This is a genomic window from Micromonospora sp. NBC_01638, from assembly GCF_045209745.1.
Lineage (GTDB): Bacteria > Actinomycetota > Actinomycetes > Mycobacteriales > Micromonosporaceae > Micromonospora.
In genome coordinates, this window is record NZ_CP109273.1 from 5,766,974 (window position 1) to 5,783,675 (window position 16,702).

A 16,702-nucleotide genomic window follows, 5' to 3' on the forward strand; every position below is an offset into this window, starting at 1 on the left:
CGGTCAGAAAAGCCTTCGGGCAAAAGCGGTCCCAGACCTTCTCCCAGAGCCGCACCTCTGCCTCGGCCAGCGGCAGCTCGGGGGAGTACCCGCGGGTAGGCGACCGGAGTGAACGTGGGCGGTGCCGTCGCCACCATCCAGTGAGGACGCGACCCATGAACCTGGCGGTTGATCAATCAACGGGGACCGGACCAGAGGTGGTGTGCCTGTCGATGTCTCGACGCACCCGTCCTATTGGCGGGCGGCTCCTACTGCGCCTACCTGGCTGTCGGCATCGCACGCCAACGACCCGACCTCGTGGAGGGCACCAGCGGCGAGATCGCCGAAGGGGTCTTGGGAAGGCCGAATTCGCTCGCTGACGTCATCGGTGAAGGTTCGATAATGCACATTATGTAAAGTAGAGCGATCTGACGGTCCCCTCGCCGCGGACGGAGCTGGTCAATCGCGCGTCAGTCCTGGCGGAAGCGCATCCTCGTCGGGTCGGACCAGGCGGGCGTTGACCAGCGGATTGCGCCGCAGGCCCGCGAGCACGGCGGCGCTGCCGCCAACGTCGGTCCAGGTGTCGTCCCAGAGGGCAGAGACGAGCCAGGAATGATCCGCCGGGAAGAACAGGTCGGGCAGGCGCCCGTCGCCGCGCATGTGACCGGTCCGCCACGTGAGGGCCTGCTCAGGTCCGGCTTCCACCACCACGTAGGACCAGCCCCAGTAGAGAAACACCTTCGGGGCGCGTGGGAAGACGATGTCATGGGCGCCGGTGTCGAGATAGCCCAGCCACCAGGGTTGGTCCGGGGTGCAGGCCGCCAGCTCGTCGACGACGGCGTGTTCGTGGGCGTCGAAACTGACGCCGTCGGGCGGGTAGAAGGTGCCGTACGCGTCGAAAACCGGTGGGATCGCGGTGGTGACAGACAGGCCGCCGGGTGCGGTGTGGCCGGCGATCCAGGCGACGTCGCTGGCCGTGCCGATCCGCCAGCTCCGCCCGTCCCCGCTGACGCCCACGCGGTCTGTCCCGGCCGATGCGTCGCCCGCATCGCTGACCCCGGCGACAGCAGCTGGTGATGCCCATGGAGCCCGCCCGGGTGGGCCTGCCGCCCGCCACTCATGCCCCTCGGGGCAGACCCAATCTGTGGGATCGTCAGGCTCCTTGTACGCGATAGGCATGCCGGGTCGACCACAGTCAGGGCAGGTGGCGACTGGCAACGGCATGCCGCGCACGATACGTGTCTCCCGGTCAGCGCCACCCGTCTTCGCACCAGTCCGGCCGCCGTGTTCCACCCTGTCAGGCCGTCCCGTGCAGGGCCGGGTGCGGCCCTTCTGGCATCCACTCCCCTCTCCCCGGGCTTTCGGGATACGCGAAAATGCTGCATAATATCCCTTATGCATGACAAACAGGACGAATCGCTCGGGGTGCTGATCGAGGAGTTCCTGACCGCCCGGGCCACCCGCAAGCCCTCCCCCCACACCCTGGCCGCGTACCGGCGGGACCTGCACGCGGTGGCGGCCCTGGTCGCCGAGGATGCCGCCACTCCCCTGTCCCCGGGCGCGCTGTCGATCACCGACCTCTCCCCCCGGGTGATGCGGGCGGCCTTCGCCCGGTTCGCCGCACCCCGGGCCGCCGCGTCGGTGCACCGGGCCTGGTCCACCTGGAACAGTTTCTTCACGTTCCTGGTCGCCGACGGGATCGTGGCCGGCAACCCGATGCCTGCCGTCGGCCGACCCCGGGCGCTACTCCCCCAGCCGAAGCCGCTGCGCGGCGCGGACACTCCCGAGGTGCTGCTCGCGTCCGCCGCGCGCGACGACGGTCGGCAACGCGACCCGTGGCCGGAACGGGACGTGACGGTCTTGGCGGTGGCGCTCTGTGCCGGGCTGCGCCTGTCGGAGCTGCTCGCGCTGCGGGTCAGCTCGCTGGCCGGTCGGCCCGGTGAACGGCGCGTCGAGGTGGCCGGCAAGGGCGGGCGGCCTCGGGTGGTGCCGATCGAGGCGGATCTGGACCGGGTGCTGATGGACTACCTGGACAGTCGGGCGCGGCGCTTCGGTTCGCGGTCGGTACGCCCCGACTCGGCGTTGCTGGTGGATCGGCACGGTGAGCCGCTGCGCCGCGGTGGGCTCCAATATCTGGTGGAGTCGTGTTACCGGCGGGCGGGCATTGGTGACCAGGTGCCGCGTGGGGCCCGGTTGCACGCGCTGCGGCACACCTTCGCGACCCGGTTGGCCGAGGACGGGGCGAGTGCGGCGGAGATCATGCGGTTGCTGGGGCATGCGTCGTTGGCGTCGTCGCAGACGTACATCGAGGTGACGGCCGGGCAGCAGCGCGACGCGGTCCGGGCCAACCGCACCAATCGGGCGCTGGCGGCGCTGGTGCCGGTGGATCAGGGGTGAGTGTGGTCAGTGGGCCCGCTGGTCGCTGTCGTTGGCGGTGGCGGGCAGTGGGCCGAGTACGGCGTTGATGATGTGGATGCGGGTGTTGGTGGCCTGGTAGTCGGCGCAGACGGCGTCAGCGCGGTCGGCGAGGCGGACGGTGGGACCGGTGCGGGTGACAACGATGGTGGTGCCGTCGAGGGTGGTGGCGGTGCCGACGTTCGCCAGGTCGCCGATTGAGTGGGTTCCTGCGATCAGATGTGCCTTCAGCAGGGTGCGCAGCTCGTCGGTGTGGCGGGTCATCAGGTCGTCCCAGTTGTCCTCGGAGAACTTGGCGGCGAAGGCGTCGTCGGAGGGCGCCAGGATGGTGACGCCGGTGCCGGTGGGCAGGTCGGTGAGGACGCCGCTGGTGCGCAGGGCCGCTTCGAAGGTGGTGAGGGTGGGGATCCACCGCAGCGCCTGGTCGACGGGTTGACCGGCGAGGAAGGTCGGGTTTCCGGGGTCGGTGCCGGTGGGCAGGGCGGCGCAGAGCGGGCCGGTGACCTGGGGTGTCGCTGGTCCCGTGTCCGCGCGGGGGGCGGCGGGGGCACCGGTGCAGGCGGTGAGGGCCAGCAGCAGGGTCGGCACGAGGAGGCGGAGGCGCCGGGTGGGTCGGGGGTGCCGCGGTGGGGTGCCGTTCGGGGAGGTGGGGTGCGACACGGCGGTCTCCACGGGTCGGGGGTTCGGTGGATGGGTTGTGCCGGCGGCGCGGGCGTGGTGCCCGCGCCGCCGGCACGGTGGCTCGACTATCTGGCGGTCACAGTGCCGCGCACTGGTTGGTGCGCGGGCCGTGCACGGTGTTGTTGACGCCGAGGTTGATCGGGGCGGGGCTGTTTGCGGTGCAGTTGAGCGGGCCGCGGATGGTGCTGCCGGCCAGCAGGGGTGCGTCGGTGCCGGTGGTGTTGCCGGACAGGGTGACCGGGCCGGCGATGGTGACGTCGATGATGGAGATCGCGTCGGTGGTGTTGGCGATCTGGACCGGGCCGTTGATGGAGCTGTCGGCGAGGAGGACGCCGGCGGCGCCGGTGGCGCTGACCGGGCCGCTGATGGTCGTTCCGGTCGCGACGAGTGCCGCGCCGGCACGGACGGTGACCGGGCCGTTGATGGTGGCGTTGGCGGCGCAGGTGAAGCCGGAGACGGTCAGTGGTCCGTTGCGTCGGCCGGTGAGGGTCGGGTAGATGCGTTCGCCGTCGGTCAGCTTCTCCACGCCCTTGGTGTCGAGCAGCAGCGGGATGAGGCCGCGTTCGGGCTGGTTGAGGGGCACGTAGTAGTCGTCGCCGGTTTTGATGACCTTCCAGCCGTGGGTGGCGATGCGCTGCGCGACTGTGGTGCCCACTCCCCCTGGCCCGTCGGTGCGGGCGCCGTTGTACTGCGCGTCGGTGAGCTTGTAGGCGCACGGCGCGTTGTCGAGGATGAGGTCGGCGCGGGGTGCGTCGAGCGGCGGCGGGCTGTCGCCGGGGTGCGGGGCGGGGTGGGCGGGGATCGGTCGGGAGCCGCGGAAGACGAGGCGGCCGGTGTTGGCGGCCTGGATCTCGATGGACTCGGCGCGGGAGTTGAGGATCTCGTCGCGGTCGGCGCGGTGGTAGTCGATGAACTGGTGGAACGTCCACAGCGCGGAGTAGGTCTTGCGGCGCCGGTTGTTGGCGGTGTTGCCCTCGTCGGGTCGGGTCTGGCCGCCGGAGCTGCGCAGTTCCAGCAGGGAGTTGGCGACGTTCTTGAGGCCGAGGGTGTTGCGCAGGATGGTTTCCTCGCTGAGGCCGACGTTGCCGCCGCCTTCGCAGCCGTAGGGGCAGGCCCACCAGCCGTCTTCGGCGCCCTTGGCGTACATGTGGCCTTCGATCATGTCCTGGGACTGGTCGAAGATGGGTTGGGCGACGTTCTGGTGGCGGGGCGGCAGCATCGGCAGGTCACCGGCGCGGGCGTTGCCGAACTCGTGGCCGTCGTAGCCGGCGACGGGTCGGTAGTCGCGGACCATCTTGATGTACGCGGCGGTCTCCGGCTGGCGGATCAGGGAGTAGTCGCGGTTGAGGTCCTGGCCGGTGGAGTTGCCGCGGGTGTTGGCGGCCCGGCCATCGCCGTTGATGGTGGGGACGATCAGGACGGTGGTGCGGCTGAGCAGGTCTGTGATGCGGGGGTCGGTGCTGAAGGCGAGTTGCCGGGCCATGATGAGGCAGGCTTCGCGGTCGCCCGGTTCGTTGCCGTGCACGTTGCAGTTGATGGCCACGGGTGCGGTGGCGGCGACGGCCGCCGGGGTCGCTGCCGGGGTGGGGTAACCGATGACCATCATGTTGATGGGTCGGTTCTGCAGGGTGCGGCCGAGTTCGACGATACGGACGCGGTCGCTGAGGGTGTCGATGGCGGCGGTGTAGGCGTACTCGTCGGTGTCGCTGGTGTATTGCGCGGCCCGGGTGGTCTCCCACTGGGTGCGCAGTTGCTCGCCAGGGGTTGCGGGGTTGCCCCAGGGTGCGGTGGTGGTGGCGACGACCGGGTCGGAGTAGGGCTGTTCGGTGGTGCCGGCGCGGGCGCGTACCCGCCATTGGAACGTGTCTCCGGGGTTGAAGCCGGCGTCGGCGAAGGTGGGTGCCTGTTGGTTGATCTGGCGGTTGGGTCGCCAGATGCCGGCGATGGTGGGTGCGCCGGTGGGGGTGCCGTTGGCGTCGACGGCGGTGCGTTCGATCTGGTAGTCGGTGGCGCCGTCAACGGGTTGCCAGGCGAGGGTGGCGTACCCGTCGGCTTGGCGGACGGTGAGGTCGGCGACCTGGTTCGGTTGCGCGGCGCTCTGGGCGTTGGCGGGGGTTGGTGCGGCGGCGAGGGTGATAGCGAGGAGTGTGGATATGGCGATGACGGTGGGTCGCTGGCGTCTCATGTGGCCTCCGACGAGTTGATCGTGGCGCGGTTCGACCAGCATGATCGTCGGAGATCGTCGATGCAATGATCTTGAGGGAATCTTGCGACTCGACACCGCCGGGTGGATCTGGGGTGACCGGTTTCAGCCGAGGTCGACGAGTAGGGGCCGGTGGTCGGAGATGGTGGACAGCGGAGTGGTGACCGCGCGTACCGGGGGGAGCTGATCGAGGGCGTGCCGGTCGGCGAGGATGTGGTCGAGTTGGACGCGGGGTTGCCCGGCGGGGTAGGTGGGGCAGCGGCCCAGGGGGCGCCAGCCGGAGATGAGCCGGGCCGCGCCGGCGGGCAGGTTGAGGTCGCCGAGCAGGACGCGGGGAGCGGGCAACGCGCGCAGGGCGCGGACGGTCTGCCGTAGTTGGCGGGCGTTCCAGCCGGGGACGAAGGACAGGTGGGTCGCGGCGACGGTGAGCGGGCCGTGTGGGGTGTCCAGGACGGCGGCGAGCACGACGCGGGGTTCGTCGTGCAGCAGGACGAGGCCGCCGCCGGGGCCGGGCACGTAGACCGGGGAGCGTACGGGTGCGGGCTTGAGGCGGGTGACCTGCCAGGTGCGCACCGGGTGCCGGCTGATCAGGCCGATGCCGTAGCAGGGTTCGCCGTGGCCGTCGTCGTCGTGGCGCAGGGGGCGGAACTGTTCGCCGGGGGTGCCGACGACGGCGGCGGCGAAGCGGTGGTGGGGTGCGTCGAGGGCGCGGGCGGCGATGGAGGTGAGGTCGAGGTTGCCGCTGCGGCTCTGGTCGCGGTCGACCTCCTGCAGGGCGAGGACGTCGGCGTCGAGGGCGCCGACGGCGGCGGTGAGCCGGTCGGGGTCGACGAGGCCGTCGGTGAGGGATCGTCCGTGCAGCAGGTTGAAGGTGGCCAGGCGCACCCCTGCACCCTACGTCCCCGTGGCAGGGTTGCCGGGTGCTGAAGGTGCTGCTGTGTTCGGTGCTGGTGTTCGTGGCGATGGGCGCGTTGGGGGTGTGGTTGCGGCGGGCGCGGGGTCGCTGACGTCTCGTACGTGGGTGGCGCTCGGCGCGCCTGCTCCGGTGCGCATTGCGGCTTCGTCGCTTCTTGATCTTTTCTTCATGGCTGGTTCCTACTCTGCGGGCATGTCGATCGCCATGGCCGGCCGTGACCGCACGGCGCGGCCCCTCCCTGATGCCTCATCTGCGCGCCCGGTGCCGTCACGACGGCGAGTGCTCGCGGGTGTTGCCTCAGCTTTGGCTGGCGCGGGGGTGGCTGCCGCTGGGAAGCGTGGCTACGATGCGTTCACGGCCGATGATCCTTTGCCGTTCTACGGCGGGTACGCCGCCACCGTTCACGCCGACCGTCGCACGCCGCCCAGGTCGTCTCACCTGAATGTGGTGTGGGGGGTGGACACGGCCAAGCAGCTGATCGCGCTGACCTTTGATGATGGGCCTGCGCCGAACTGGACGCCGCAGGTGTTGGCGATCCTGGCTGAGGCCCGGGCCCGGGCCACGTTTTTCATGCTGGGCGCGAACGCGCGCCGTTACGGCGATCTCGTCGCTGGGAAGCTAGCTGAGCACGAGGTCGGGAATCACACGTGGGCGCATCGGGATCTGGCCCGGATGACCGTCGAGGACAGTCGTGCGGCGATCAGCCGTGCTCATCACGAACTGGCCCGGCTGACCGGCCGGGAGCCGACCCTGTTGCGCCCGCCGTACGGGCACCTGGCCGGCAGTAGCATGCTGGCCGCGAACGAGCTGGGTTATCAGATCATTCTGTGGAATCGGCAGATGATCGAATCGGAGTACCCGGGCGACCCGGGGGGGTTGACGGACTACATCGTCAATGCCTGCACCCCGGGGACGATTCTCCTCGCCCACGACACCGGACCCGCTGACCGGCTGGTCGCCATTCAGGGTCTCGCGGGGATGATTCAGGGCCTGCGCCGCCGGGGCTTCGAGTTCGTGCGGGTTTCCGACCTGCTGGCCGAGTCGGCGACGCGCCGGTGACCCGCCGCACGTCGGACGTCGAGCTGCGGCGCGACGTCGGTTCCGCTGCGGGACGGCCGGTGACGGGTGACCGGCGGGTGGCCGCGTTCGCCCTCCTGGTCGTCGCGTTCGTCGCGTGGTGGCTGACCATCGGTCTGCCGACGGACATCACCGCCGCACTTGGCTGGATGTGGGCCGCCACCGTCTGCTGGAACATCCGGCTCCCACCGCGCGAGCATCTGCGTTTCGCACGCGACTGGCTGCCGGTGGCGGTGCTGCTGATCGTCTACGACGTCAGTCGGGGGCTCGCGGACAATGGCGCTACCCCTCACGTGACCGAGATGATCGCGCTGGACCGTGCCGTGTTCGGTGGTGAGCTGCCGACCGTGTGGTTGCAGCATCATCTCTACGACCCGGACACGGTCCACTGGTACGACATTCTGGCAAGTTGGGTCTATTTCAGCCATTTTGCGGTCACGTTGACGATAGCGGTGGTGCTGTGGCTTCGCGCCCGGCCGGTCTGGATCGCGTTCACCACCCGGTGGTTCGTGCTCACCGCACTGGGTCTGGGCACGTACTTCGCCTATCCGGCCGCGCCTCCGTGGTGGGCCTCCGTGCACGAGGTCGCACCACCGATCGTCCGGATCTCCACCCGGGGCTGGCATGCGATGGGGCTGCACGGCGCCGGGAACCTGGTCACTCAGGGGCAGACTCTCGCCAATCCGGTCGCCGCCATGCCCTCTCTGCATGCGGCTTTCGCTCTGCTCGCGGTGGTGTTCTTTCTCCGCCGGGTGCGCCGTCGGTGGGTGCCGCTGCTGCTGGCGTATCCGCTGGCGATGGCGGTGACCCTGGTCTACACCGGCGAACACTGGGTCGTTGACGTGCTGTTCGGCTGGGTGTACGTCGGTGCAGCGATGGCGCTTGGCGCGCTCGTGGATCGGGCGCGCTCAGGTCGCGGATATCGCCGGCAGGGTGATGGTGAACGTGCAACCGGCGCCGACCTGGCTGGCGACCTCGATCGAGCCGCCGTGGTCGGTGATGATCTGTCGGGCGATCGACAGGCCGAGGCCGCTGCCACCGGTGTGTCGACCCCGGGCCGGATCGCCCCGCCAGAACCGCTCGAAGATGTGGGGAAGCGCGTCGGAGGCGATGCCGCAGCCCGTGTCGACGATTCGCACCACGACGGTTCCCTGCGCGTGGTGGGCCTCCAGCGTGATTCGACCCCCGGCGGGAGTGGCCCGTAACGCGTTGGTGATGAGGTTGCCGATCAATTGGCGTAACCGATCCGGATCGCCGTGCACGGTGGCCGGCTCCGCACGCACGGCCAACGCCACTCGGTCGGCTTCTGCTCGGGATCGATGGGCGGTACGGCACGTCTCCAGCAGTTCCGCTACGTCGACCGGAACCCGGTGGTACGCCAACTGCCCCGCTTCCGCCAGCGCCAGATCCTGCAGGTCGTCGACGATCCGTTGCTGGAGCACCGCCTCGTCGTGCAAGCTGGCGAACAGTTCCGGCCCCGGCGCGATCACCCCGTCCTGGAGCGCCTCCAGGTAGCCCCGAAGGTTCGCCAGCGGCGTGCGCAACTCGTGGGCGACGTCGGCGATCAGCCGACGCTGGCGCTCCTCCGCCGATCGCAGCGAATCTGCCATCTGGTTGAAGGATCGGGCCAGCCCGGCCAACTCGTCGTTGCCCCGCACCGGCACCCGATTGGACAGGTCGCCGTCGCCCAGCCGATGGGACGCAGCGGTGAGTGTGCGAATCGGGCGCAACACTCGCCGGCTGAGCAGGGCGGTGCCGACAAGGGCAATCGTCATCACGACCGCCGCCGCCGCCAACAGCGGACCGATCGCCAGCACAGGTGTGGCGTAACCCCCCGCGCCCAGGTAGACCCGTACCGGCACGGGCGCCACGGCGCTGATCTGATCGGTGAACGCCTGGGCCAGACAGCCCTCCGACGATCCGACCGCTTCAGTCCGGCAGACCGCGACGCGCGCTTGATCCAGGTCGGTGCTCGCTCCCGCACGGTCGGCTTGCTGCCGGCATTCCGCAGCCACCATCGAACCCGGCCGATCACCCAGGGTTTTGTCGCGGTCTGCTGGGTCGAGGTTGAACGTGGGCACGCCGTGACTGTCAGGCTGCATCGTGACGCCCAGGTTGACTCGAGCCAGGCAGGCGGCGAAAGTCGCCCCGGCCCGGTAGGAGCGGATCGAGTGCGTGGTGGTGTCGGCGGTTAGCCGCGTGGGCGATAGTTTCGGTCGCGGATCGATCAAGGCGGTCACGTTGCCGACCTTGCGGGCTGTGCGACCCGCCATAGTGTCGGTGTCCACGATCACGACGCCCGCCTCGGATTGCAGGTGGATGCGCTGTCCGAGCTTGTGGCTCAGGTCGTCCGCGAGGTCGGCGACGCCCTCCCAGGTGCCGTGACGACTCCCGTAGTCGAGCAGCGCCGCGCTGACCTGGTCGAGCTGGGCGCGGTCGATGGTGGCGGACTCGTCGATCTGCTGCGAGACCTCGCGCAGGCTCAACCAGGTCGTCGCAGACGTCGCGCTCACCGCCACCAGCGCCACCAGCAGGAGCACCCGTAGTCGGAAACTCACGGACCCGTCTTTCGCGGCGATTGCCCAACCGGGGGTTTCTTCGAGTCGGTCGCGCCCTGGTCTGCCAATCGGTACCCGCGCCCGAAGACCGTCTGCACATATCGGGGTCTGGCGGGGTCGACTTCGATTTTGCGCCGCAAATTCATCACGTGCGCATCGACGGTGCGCTCAAGCACCAGATGGTCGAAGCCAAAGGCCCGGTCAATGATCTGCGCCCGGGTGAACGCCCGGCCTGGGTCACCAGCGAGCACCTCAAGAATGCCGAACTCCTTGGCCGTCAAAACGGCTTCCCGCCCGTCCACCCGCACCCTGAACCGGGCGGCGTCCACCTCCAGATCACCCACCCGAAGCACCTCCTGACCGCCTGCGCCCACCACGCCCGCACGACGCAGCAGAGCACGAACCCGAGCAGTCAGCTCCCGCGGACTGTAGGGCTTGGTGAGATAGTCGTCCGCACCGACGTCCAGACCCAGGAGGATGTCATCCTCAGTGCTCCGGGCCGTCAAGAGCAGAATCGGAACCGTCGATTCGGCACGCAGAATCCGGCACACGTCAAGACCGCCGATGACCGGCATCATGACATCGAGGACCACCAGATCTGGCCGGCGAGCCCGCGCCGCATCAAGCGCCGCTCGCCCGTCGCCGAACACCAACACGCTGTGACCCTCCCGTTCGAGGTACATCCGCATCAGATTCGCCTGCTTGGGCTCATCCTCAGCCACCAAGATCCGCGCGCCCATCCTCACCACCCTGCCACCGGCTTCGTACCCGATTCAAACGAGCTGCCATGAAGAACCTGTGAGCGTTTCATGAGGAACTGGCGACCTCGCGGCTGGGCCGGCATGGGTGACACCACCCCGGCCGGCCGGCCCCGGCGGGCGCTGAGATCGGGATCAGGGACTGGTGAGGCTGGCCACTCTGGTGCGGGCCGGGCGGCCGCGGGTGGGAAGAATGGCCGCTCGTGGACGCCGTATCGCTGAGCACCCTGTTGGCCGCCGCGGTCCTGGCCGGTTGGGTCGACGCCGTGGTCGGTGGTGGTGGTCTGCTGCTGTTGCCGGCGTTGCTGGTGGCCGCGCCCGGGCTGCCGGTGGCCACGGCGCTGGGCACCAACAAGCTGGCCGCGATCTTCGGTACGGCCACCGCGGCGGCGACGTACGCGCGGCGCACGAAGGTCGACTGGCGGGTGGCGGGGCCGACGGCGGGCGTGGCGGTGCTCAGCGCCGGGGTGGGTGCCGCGCTGGCTGGCGCGGTGCCGGCGTCGGCGTACCGGCCGGTGGTGCTGGTGGTGCTGGTGTCGGTGGCGCTGTTCGTGCTGCTGCGGCCCCGGCTGGGCGTGGTGGCGCAGCCGCAGCGGCGGACCCCGGCGCGGGTGGCGGCGGTGATCGCGTTGGCCGGGCTGGGCATCGCCCTGTACGACGGATTGATCGGTCCGGGCACCGGCACGTTCCTGGTGTTGGCGTTCACCGCGCTGATCGGCGCGGACTTCGTGCACGGCTCGGCGATGGCGAAGGTGGTCAACGCGGGCACGAACCTGGGTGCGCTGGTGGTGTTCGGGGTGACCGGGCACGTGTGGTGGCTGCTGGGTGCCGGGATGGCGGTGTGCAACATCGCCGGCGCGGTGCTGGGCGCGCGGATGGCGTTGCGCCGCGGGTCGGGGTTCGTGCGGGTGGTGCTGCTGGTCGTGGTGGTGGCGTTGGTCGCCAAGCTTGGTCACGACCAGTGGCTGGCCCGGTGAGCCGGCGCTGATGCCGGTACGCGCGGAGCACGACCGGGCTGTACGAGCGGGTGGGTTTCACCCGGGTCGCCGAGTACGACGAGTATTCGCTGACCGCCTCGTAGGCGGTGGGAGGTCAGCGGCGGCGGCTGGGTGAGTCGAAACGACCGGCGCGGATCTCGCGCAGGGCACGGCGGCGGACGTCGCCGCGCAGGGTGTCGACGTAGAGCGTGCCGCGCAGGTGGTCGGTTTCGTGTTGCAGGGCGCGGGCGAGGAACCCGCTGCCGGCGATGGTCAGCGGCTCGCCGTGCTGGTCGACGCCGTGAGCGGTGGCGTGCAGGGCCCGTACGGTCGGGAAGTACAGCCCGGGGATGGACAGGCACCCCTCCTCGTCGTCCTGACGTTCCTTGGACAGTTCCAGGGTGGGGTTGATCAGGTGGCCGCGGTGCCCGTCGGCGTCGTAGACGAACACCTGGGCGCTGACCCCGATCTGGGGTGCGGCGACGCCGGCGCGGCCGGGCGCGCCGAGCAGGGTGTCCATCAGGTCGGTGACCAGGGCGCGCAGGTCGGCGTCGAAGGTGGTGACCGGCTCGCATCCGGTGCGCAGGACGGGGTCGCCGATGATCCGGATGGGCCGCATGGTCATGTGGATCAGCGTATCGCCGGTGGCGGGGGGTTCAGCGCCCGGCCAGGGTGGCGCGGATCGGGGCGGTTTTCGCGGCGGCTTCGGCGACCTCGGCGCCTGCGTCGCTGTCCCAGGTGATGCCGCCGCCGGCCCAGGTGTGCAGCTGGTAGCCGTCGGCGGCGGCGGTGCGGATGGTCAGGCCGAGGTCGACGCGGCCGGGGGCGACCCAGCCCAGCGCGCCCATGCTGGCGCCCCGACCGACGGGTTCGAGGGTGCTGATCTGGGTCAGGGCGGCGAGTTTGGGCGCGCCGGTGACGGAGCCGCCGGGGCAGGTGGCGCGCAGCAGGTCGGCGAGGCCGAGGCCGTCGGCGGCGGCGGCGCGTACGGTCGACTCGGCCTGCCACAGGTCACACCAGCGGCGGACGGCGAACAGGTCGTCGACGTGGACGGTGCCGGTGCGGGCGATGCGGGCGAGGTCGTTGCGTTCCAGGTCGACGATCATGATGTGTTCGGCGCGTTCCTTCGCGCTGGCGAGGAGCTCGGCGCGGCCGGCGGCGGTGGCCGGGCGGGTGCCTTTGATGGGTCGGGTGATCAGGTGCCCGTCGGTGACCTCGACGAGGGTTTCCGGTGAGGCGCAGCCGATCGCCCAGCCGTCGCCGGTTAGCACGCCGCCGTAGCGGGCGCCGGGGAGCGCGCCGAGGCGGCTCAGGGCGGGCAGCGGGTCGCCGGTGTAGCGGGCGGCGGCGTGTCCGACGAGGTTGGTCTGGTAGACGTCGCCGCGGCCGATGGCGGCGCGGACCGCGTCGACGGCGTCGGCGTGCTGGCGGGGGGTCCAGCTCTCGGCCCATGGGCCGAGCCACCACGGTGCTGGTGGGCCGGGTGGTGTGGCCCGGGTGGTGCCGTGGTCGTAGACCACCACGGCGAGGTCGGGCAGGGCCGGCGTGGGGTCGGGTGCGCCGGGGGTGGCGCCGGCGAGTAGTGCCCCGGCGGCGGCGGACAGGTAGAGGGCGGCGCCGCAGGCACCGGTGGTGGGGTGCGCGGGGGCGGGCCGGGTCAGGTCGTGCAGCGGCAGGCCGTGCGCGGCGAGGAACTCCTCGGCGAGCGCGGCGGGGTCGCCGCCGTCGCCGCGGCGCCACTGCAGGCGCGCGCGTTCGGTGAGTGCGTCCCGGCACGCGGCCGGTGCCACCGGCACATCGACCAACACCTGTGGGAGCGTTTCCACGCCGTACGGTCCAACCTTCCTCATCCGTTCAGTGGATTTCCCGTGCGCCAAGCGGACACCTGCTCGATGCTGGACACCTTCGCTTGGTACTGTGCGTCACTGGTCATGTGAACCATGACACAGTGCCCCCACAGTCCGGAGAACCCGATGTGCCAGCACCAACCGACCTGCCCCTCCGCTGAAGCCACCGACCGAGAAGCCGCGCGAGTCCTCGCCTGCTTCCGTGAGCAGGGCTGGAGCCTGCTCTGCAACGGTGTCATCGTCTTCGAGGACACCGGCGAGCTGCTCCCCGACGGCAGCAGCATCGCACCGCACCGCGGCCCCGCCGGCCACGCCCTTGTGGCCTGATCGACCACCCAGCGTCACCGAATAGCCGCCGCCGACCAGGCTAGTCCCCCGGTAAGGGACGTCTGAGCCCAGGTCGCAGCGGCTGCCGGGGCAGGCGTACCGCCCGCCCCGGCTCGCCCGTCGTCAGTCTTCGAACGCCTCCGGCGACGGGCACGAGCAGACCAGATTCCGGTCGCCGTACGCGCCGTCGATACGCCGCACCGGCGGCCAGTATTTTCCGGCCCGGTCCACCCCGGCCGGGTACGCGCCCACCGACCGCGGGTACGGGTGCGACCACTCGTCACCGCTGACCATGACCGCGGTGTGCGGCGCGTTGGCCAGGGGGTTGTCCCCCGCCGGCCACTGCCCCGACCCCACCTGCTCGATCTCGGCCCGAATCGCGATCATCGCGTCGCAGAACCGGTCCAGCTCGGCCAGGTCCTCACTCTCGGTCGGTTCCACCATCAGCGTCCCCGCCACCGGGAACGACATCGTCGGCGCGTGGAAGCCGTAGTCGATCAGCCGCTTCGCCACGTCGTCCACGCTCACGCCGGTCGCCTTCGTCAACGGCCGCAGGTCGAGGATGCACTCGTGCGCCACCAGGCCCTTGTTGCCGGCGTACAGCACCGGGAAGTGCCCCCGCAGGCGCGCCGCCACGTAGTTCGCCGCGAGGACCGCCACACCGGTCGCCCGGGTCAGCCCGGCCGCGCCCATCATCCGCAGGTACGCCCACGGGATCGGCAGGATCCCCGCCGACCCGTACTTCGCCGCCGAGATCGCCGGCGTCGCGTCGACGTGCGCGCCCAGCGGGTCACCGGGCAGGAACGGCGCCAGGTGCGCGCGCACCGCCACCGGACCGACACCCGGGCCACCGCCGCCGTGCGGGATGCAGAACGTCTTGTGCAGGTTGAGGTGCGACACGTCCGCCCCGAACTTGCCCGGCTTGGCGAACCCGACCAGGGCGTTGAGGTTCGCCCCGTCGACGTACACCTGCCCACCGGCGTCGTGGACCTTCGCGCACAGCGACGCGATGCCCGTCTCGTACACCCCGTGCGTCGACGGGTACGTCACCATGATCCCGGCGAGCGCGTCCCGATGCTTGTCGATCTTCGCGTCGAGGTCGACCAGGTCGACGTTGCCGTCCTCGTCGCAGGCCACCACGACCACCCGCATGCCGGCCATCACCGCCGAGGCCGCATTGGTGCCGTGCGCCGACGACGGGATCAGGCACACGTCGCGGTGCGCCTCGCCGCGGCTGTGGTGGAACGCCCGGATGGCCAGCAGCCCGGCCAGCTCACCCTGCGAACCGGCGTTGGGCTGCACACTGACCGCGTCGTAGCCGGTCACCTCGGCCAGCCACGACTCCAGCTGACCGATCATCTCCCGGTACCCGGCGGTCTGCGCGTCCGGCGCGAACGGGTGGATGTGCGCGAACTCCGCCCAGCTGATCGGCTCCATCTCGGTGGTCGCGTTGAGCTTCATCGTGCACGACCCGAGCGGGATCATGCCCCGGTCCAGGGCGTAGTCGAAGTCCGACAGCCGCCGCAGGTAACGCAGCATCGCCGTCTCCGAGTGGTGACTGCGGAACACCGGGTGGGTCAGGAAGTCAGTCGTGCGACGAAACTCGACCGGCAGGGCCGTCACGCCATCGCCGTCGAAGGGGGACACACCGAACGCCGCCCACACCGCCGCCAGGTGCGCCACGGTGGTCGTCTCGTCGCAGGACACACTCACCCGGTCGGCGTCGACCAGCCGCAGGTTCACCCCCCGCTCGGCGGCCGCGGCGACGACCTGCGCCGCCCGTCCCGGCACGCTCGCGGTGACGGTGTCGAAGAACGCGACGTCCGCGACGTCCACGCCACCGGCGCGCAACCCGGCCGCGAGCCGCGCCGCCATGCCATGGGTACGCGTCGCGATGTCCCGCAGCCCGTCCGGGCCGTGGTAGACCGCGTACATGCCGGCCATCACCGCGAGCAGCACCTGCGCGGTGCAGATGTTGCTGGTCGCCTTCTCCCGCCGGATGTGCTGCTCACGGGTCTGCAACGCCAACCGGTAGGCCGGGTTGCCGGCCGCGTCGCGCGACACCCCGACGAGGCGCCCGGGCAGCATCCGCTCCAGGCCGGAGCGCACCGCCAGGTAACCGGCGTGCGGCCCACCGAAGCCCATGGGTACGCCGAAACGTTGGGTGGTGCCGGCGGCGACGTCCGCGCCGATCTCCCCCGGCGCCCGCAGCAGCGCCAACGCCAGCAAATCCGCCGCGACGGTCACCAGGGCGCCGACGGCGTGCGCCGCCTCGACGAGGCTCGCGTGGTCACGGACCGCCCCGGACGCCCCCGGGTACTGCAGGTGCAGGCCGAAGAACTCCGCCGGCAACTCGTCGCGCTCGACGTCGAGGATCCGCACGTCGATGCCGAGCGGCTCGGCCCGACTGGTGATGACCGCGATGGTCTGCGGCAACGCGTCGGCGTCCACCACGTACACGCTGCTCTTGCTCTTGGAGGCCCGGCGGGCCAGGGTCATCGCCTCCGCCGCCGCGGTGCCCTCGTCGAGCATGGAGGCGTTCGCGGTGGTCAACCCGGTCAGGTCGGTGACCATCGTCTGGAAGTTCAGCAGCGCTTCGAGGCGGCCCTGGCTGATCTCCGGCTGGTACGGCGTGTACGCCGTGTACCAGGCCGGGTCCTCCAGCACGTTGCGGCGGATCACCGCCGGGGTGTGCGTGCCGTGGTAGCCCAGGCCGATCATGGAGACGGCCACGGTGTTGCGCGCGGCGAGGGCCCGCAGCTCGGCGATCGTCTCGGCCTCGGTGGCCGGGTCCGGCAGGTCGAGGGTGCCGTGCCAGCGGATCACCTCGGGAATCGCGGCGTCCATCAGCTCGTCGATCGAGCCGTGCCCGACGGTTTCCAACATTCGACGCTCATCGTCGGGGCCGGGACCGATGTGACGGGTGGCGAACTGCTCTACGGTCATGGGGGCGCTCCCGGGGCG

Annotated in this window: 13 protein-coding genes and 1 pseudogene; 5 read left to right on the top strand and 9 right to left on the bottom strand. The window is 70.7% G+C overall.

Translation table 11 applies throughout. From position 1 onward, the window contains the following. Positions 1-438 precede the first annotated feature (438 nt). On the bottom strand, positions 439-996 hold the full coding sequence (locus OG811_RS26990) for a hypothetical protein (protein ID WP_406069716.1): 558 nt from the start codon (positions 994-996) through the stop codon (positions 439-441). Positions 997-1,374: 378 nt separating this feature from the next. On the opposite strand from OG811_RS26990, the gene OG811_RS26995 reads away from it, so the two are divergent. Further along, entirely contained in the window at positions 1,375-2,376 is a 1,002-nt protein-coding gene (locus OG811_RS26995; RefSeq protein WP_406069717.1) for a tyrosine-type recombinase/integrase, read from the top strand. A gap of 6 nt (positions 2,377-2,382) precedes the next feature. Here the strand turns inward: OG811_RS26995 and OG811_RS27000 are convergent, their stop codons facing one another. The 3 genes from OG811_RS27000 to OG811_RS27010 all read right to left on the bottom strand — a co-directional run bounded on the left by OG811_RS27000 (position 2,383) and on the right by OG811_RS27010 (position 6,163). Beyond that, a complete protein-coding gene (locus tag OG811_RS27000; protein WP_406069719.1) occupies positions 2,383-3,054 on the bottom strand; it encodes a fasciclin domain-containing protein in 672 nt (223 codons plus the stop codon). 97 nt (positions 3,055-3,151) lie between these two features. Continuing rightward, positions 3,152-5,260 (bottom strand): M14 family zinc carboxypeptidase, encoded by a 2,109-nt coding sequence (locus OG811_RS27005; RefSeq protein ID WP_406069721.1) that lies wholly within the window; start codon positions 5,258-5,260, stop codon positions 3,152-3,154. Between the two features lie 123 nt (positions 5,261-5,383). Next, positions 5,384-6,163, bottom strand: coding sequence for an endonuclease/exonuclease/phosphatase family protein (locus OG811_RS27010; protein ID WP_406069723.1), 780 nt, complete (start codon positions 6,161-6,163; stop codon positions 5,384-5,386). Between the two features lie 136 nt (positions 6,164-6,299). Between OG811_RS27010 and OG811_RS27015 the strand changes: the two genes are divergently transcribed. Together OG811_RS27015 and OG811_RS27020 are read left to right on the top strand one after the other, a co-directional pair. After that, positions 6,300-7,253: a polysaccharide deacetylase family protein gene (locus OG811_RS27015; protein ID WP_406069725.1), complete on the top strand. Its 954-nt coding sequence runs from the start codon at positions 6,300-6,302 to the stop codon at positions 7,251-7,253. Between the two features lie 320 nt (positions 7,254-7,573). Next, positions 7,574-8,155 (top strand): annotated as a pseudogene (locus tag OG811_RS27020) (phosphatase PAP2 family protein); the annotation flags it as partial. A gap of 24 nt (positions 8,156-8,179) precedes the next feature. Here OG811_RS27020 and OG811_RS27025 read toward each other — a convergent pair. Together OG811_RS27025 and OG811_RS27030 are read right to left on the bottom strand one after the other, a co-directional pair. Then, the gene (locus OG811_RS27025; RefSeq protein ID WP_406069726.1) at positions 8,180-9,829 is read right to left on the bottom strand and encodes a sensor histidine kinase; all 1,650 of its coding nucleotides are present in this window, start codon (positions 9,827-9,829) and stop codon (positions 8,180-8,182) included. Beyond that, a complete protein-coding gene (locus OG811_RS27030) occupies positions 9,826-10,569 on the bottom strand; it encodes a response regulator transcription factor (RefSeq protein WP_406069727.1) in 744 nt (247 codons plus the stop codon). The genes OG811_RS27025 and OG811_RS27030 overlap by 4 nt, the downstream gene beginning before the upstream one ends. A gap of 221 nt (positions 10,570-10,790) precedes the next feature. Here OG811_RS27030 and OG811_RS27035 point away from each other — a divergent pair, with 221 nt between their 5' ends. Then, positions 10,791-11,564, top strand: a complete 774-nt coding sequence (locus OG811_RS27035; protein WP_406069729.1) for a sulfite exporter TauE/SafE family protein — start codon at positions 10,791-10,793, stop codon at positions 11,562-11,564. Positions 11,565-11,679: 115 nt separating this feature from the next. Here the strand turns inward: OG811_RS27035 and def are convergent, their stop codons facing one another. Both def and OG811_RS27045 read right to left on the bottom strand, forming a co-directional pair. After that, positions 11,680-12,189, bottom strand: a complete 510-nt coding sequence (gene def / locus OG811_RS27040) for a peptide deformylase (protein WP_406069731.1) — start codon at positions 12,187-12,189, stop codon at positions 11,680-11,682. Between the two features lie 31 nt (positions 12,190-12,220). After that, positions 12,221-13,441: a chorismate-binding protein gene (locus OG811_RS27045; RefSeq protein WP_406069733.1), complete on the bottom strand. Its 1,221-nt coding sequence runs from the start codon at positions 13,439-13,441 to the stop codon at positions 12,221-12,223. Positions 13,442-13,537: 96 nt separating this feature from the next. Here OG811_RS27045 and OG811_RS27050 point away from each other — a divergent pair, with 96 nt between their 5' ends. Beyond that, a complete protein-coding gene (locus OG811_RS27050) occupies positions 13,538-13,738 on the top strand; it encodes a DUF5999 family protein (protein WP_406069735.1) in 201 nt (66 codons plus the stop codon). Between the two features lie 123 nt (positions 13,739-13,861). Here the strand turns inward: OG811_RS27050 and gcvP are convergent, their stop codons facing one another. Then, entirely contained in the window at positions 13,862-16,684 is a 2,823-nt protein-coding gene (gene gcvP, locus OG811_RS27055) for an aminomethyl-transferring glycine dehydrogenase (protein WP_406069736.1), read from the bottom strand. Positions 16,685-16,702 lie beyond the last annotated feature (18 nt).

Coding starts and splice junctions, on each gene's coding strand:
- OG811_RS26995 (WP_406069717.1), top strand. CDS start 1,375: ATGCATGACAAACAGGACGAATCGCTCGGGGTGCTGATCGAGGAGTTC.
- OG811_RS27005 (WP_406069721.1), bottom strand. CDS start 5,260: ATGAGACGCCAGCGACCCACCGTCATCGCCATATCCACACTCCTCGCT.
- OG811_RS27030 (WP_406069727.1), bottom strand. CDS start 10,569: ATGGGCGCGCGGATCTTGGTGGCTGAGGATGAGCCCAAGCAGGCGAAT.
- def (WP_406069731.1), bottom strand. CDS start 12,189: ATGACCATGCGGCCCATCCGGATCATCGGCGACCCCGTCCTGCGCACC.
- OG811_RS27050 (WP_406069735.1), top strand. CDS start 13,538: ATGTGCCAGCACCAACCGACCTGCCCCTCCGCTGAAGCCACCGACCGA.
- gcvP (WP_406069736.1), bottom strand. CDS start 16,684: ATGACCGTAGAGCAGTTCGCCACCCGTCACATCGGTCCCGGCCCCGAC.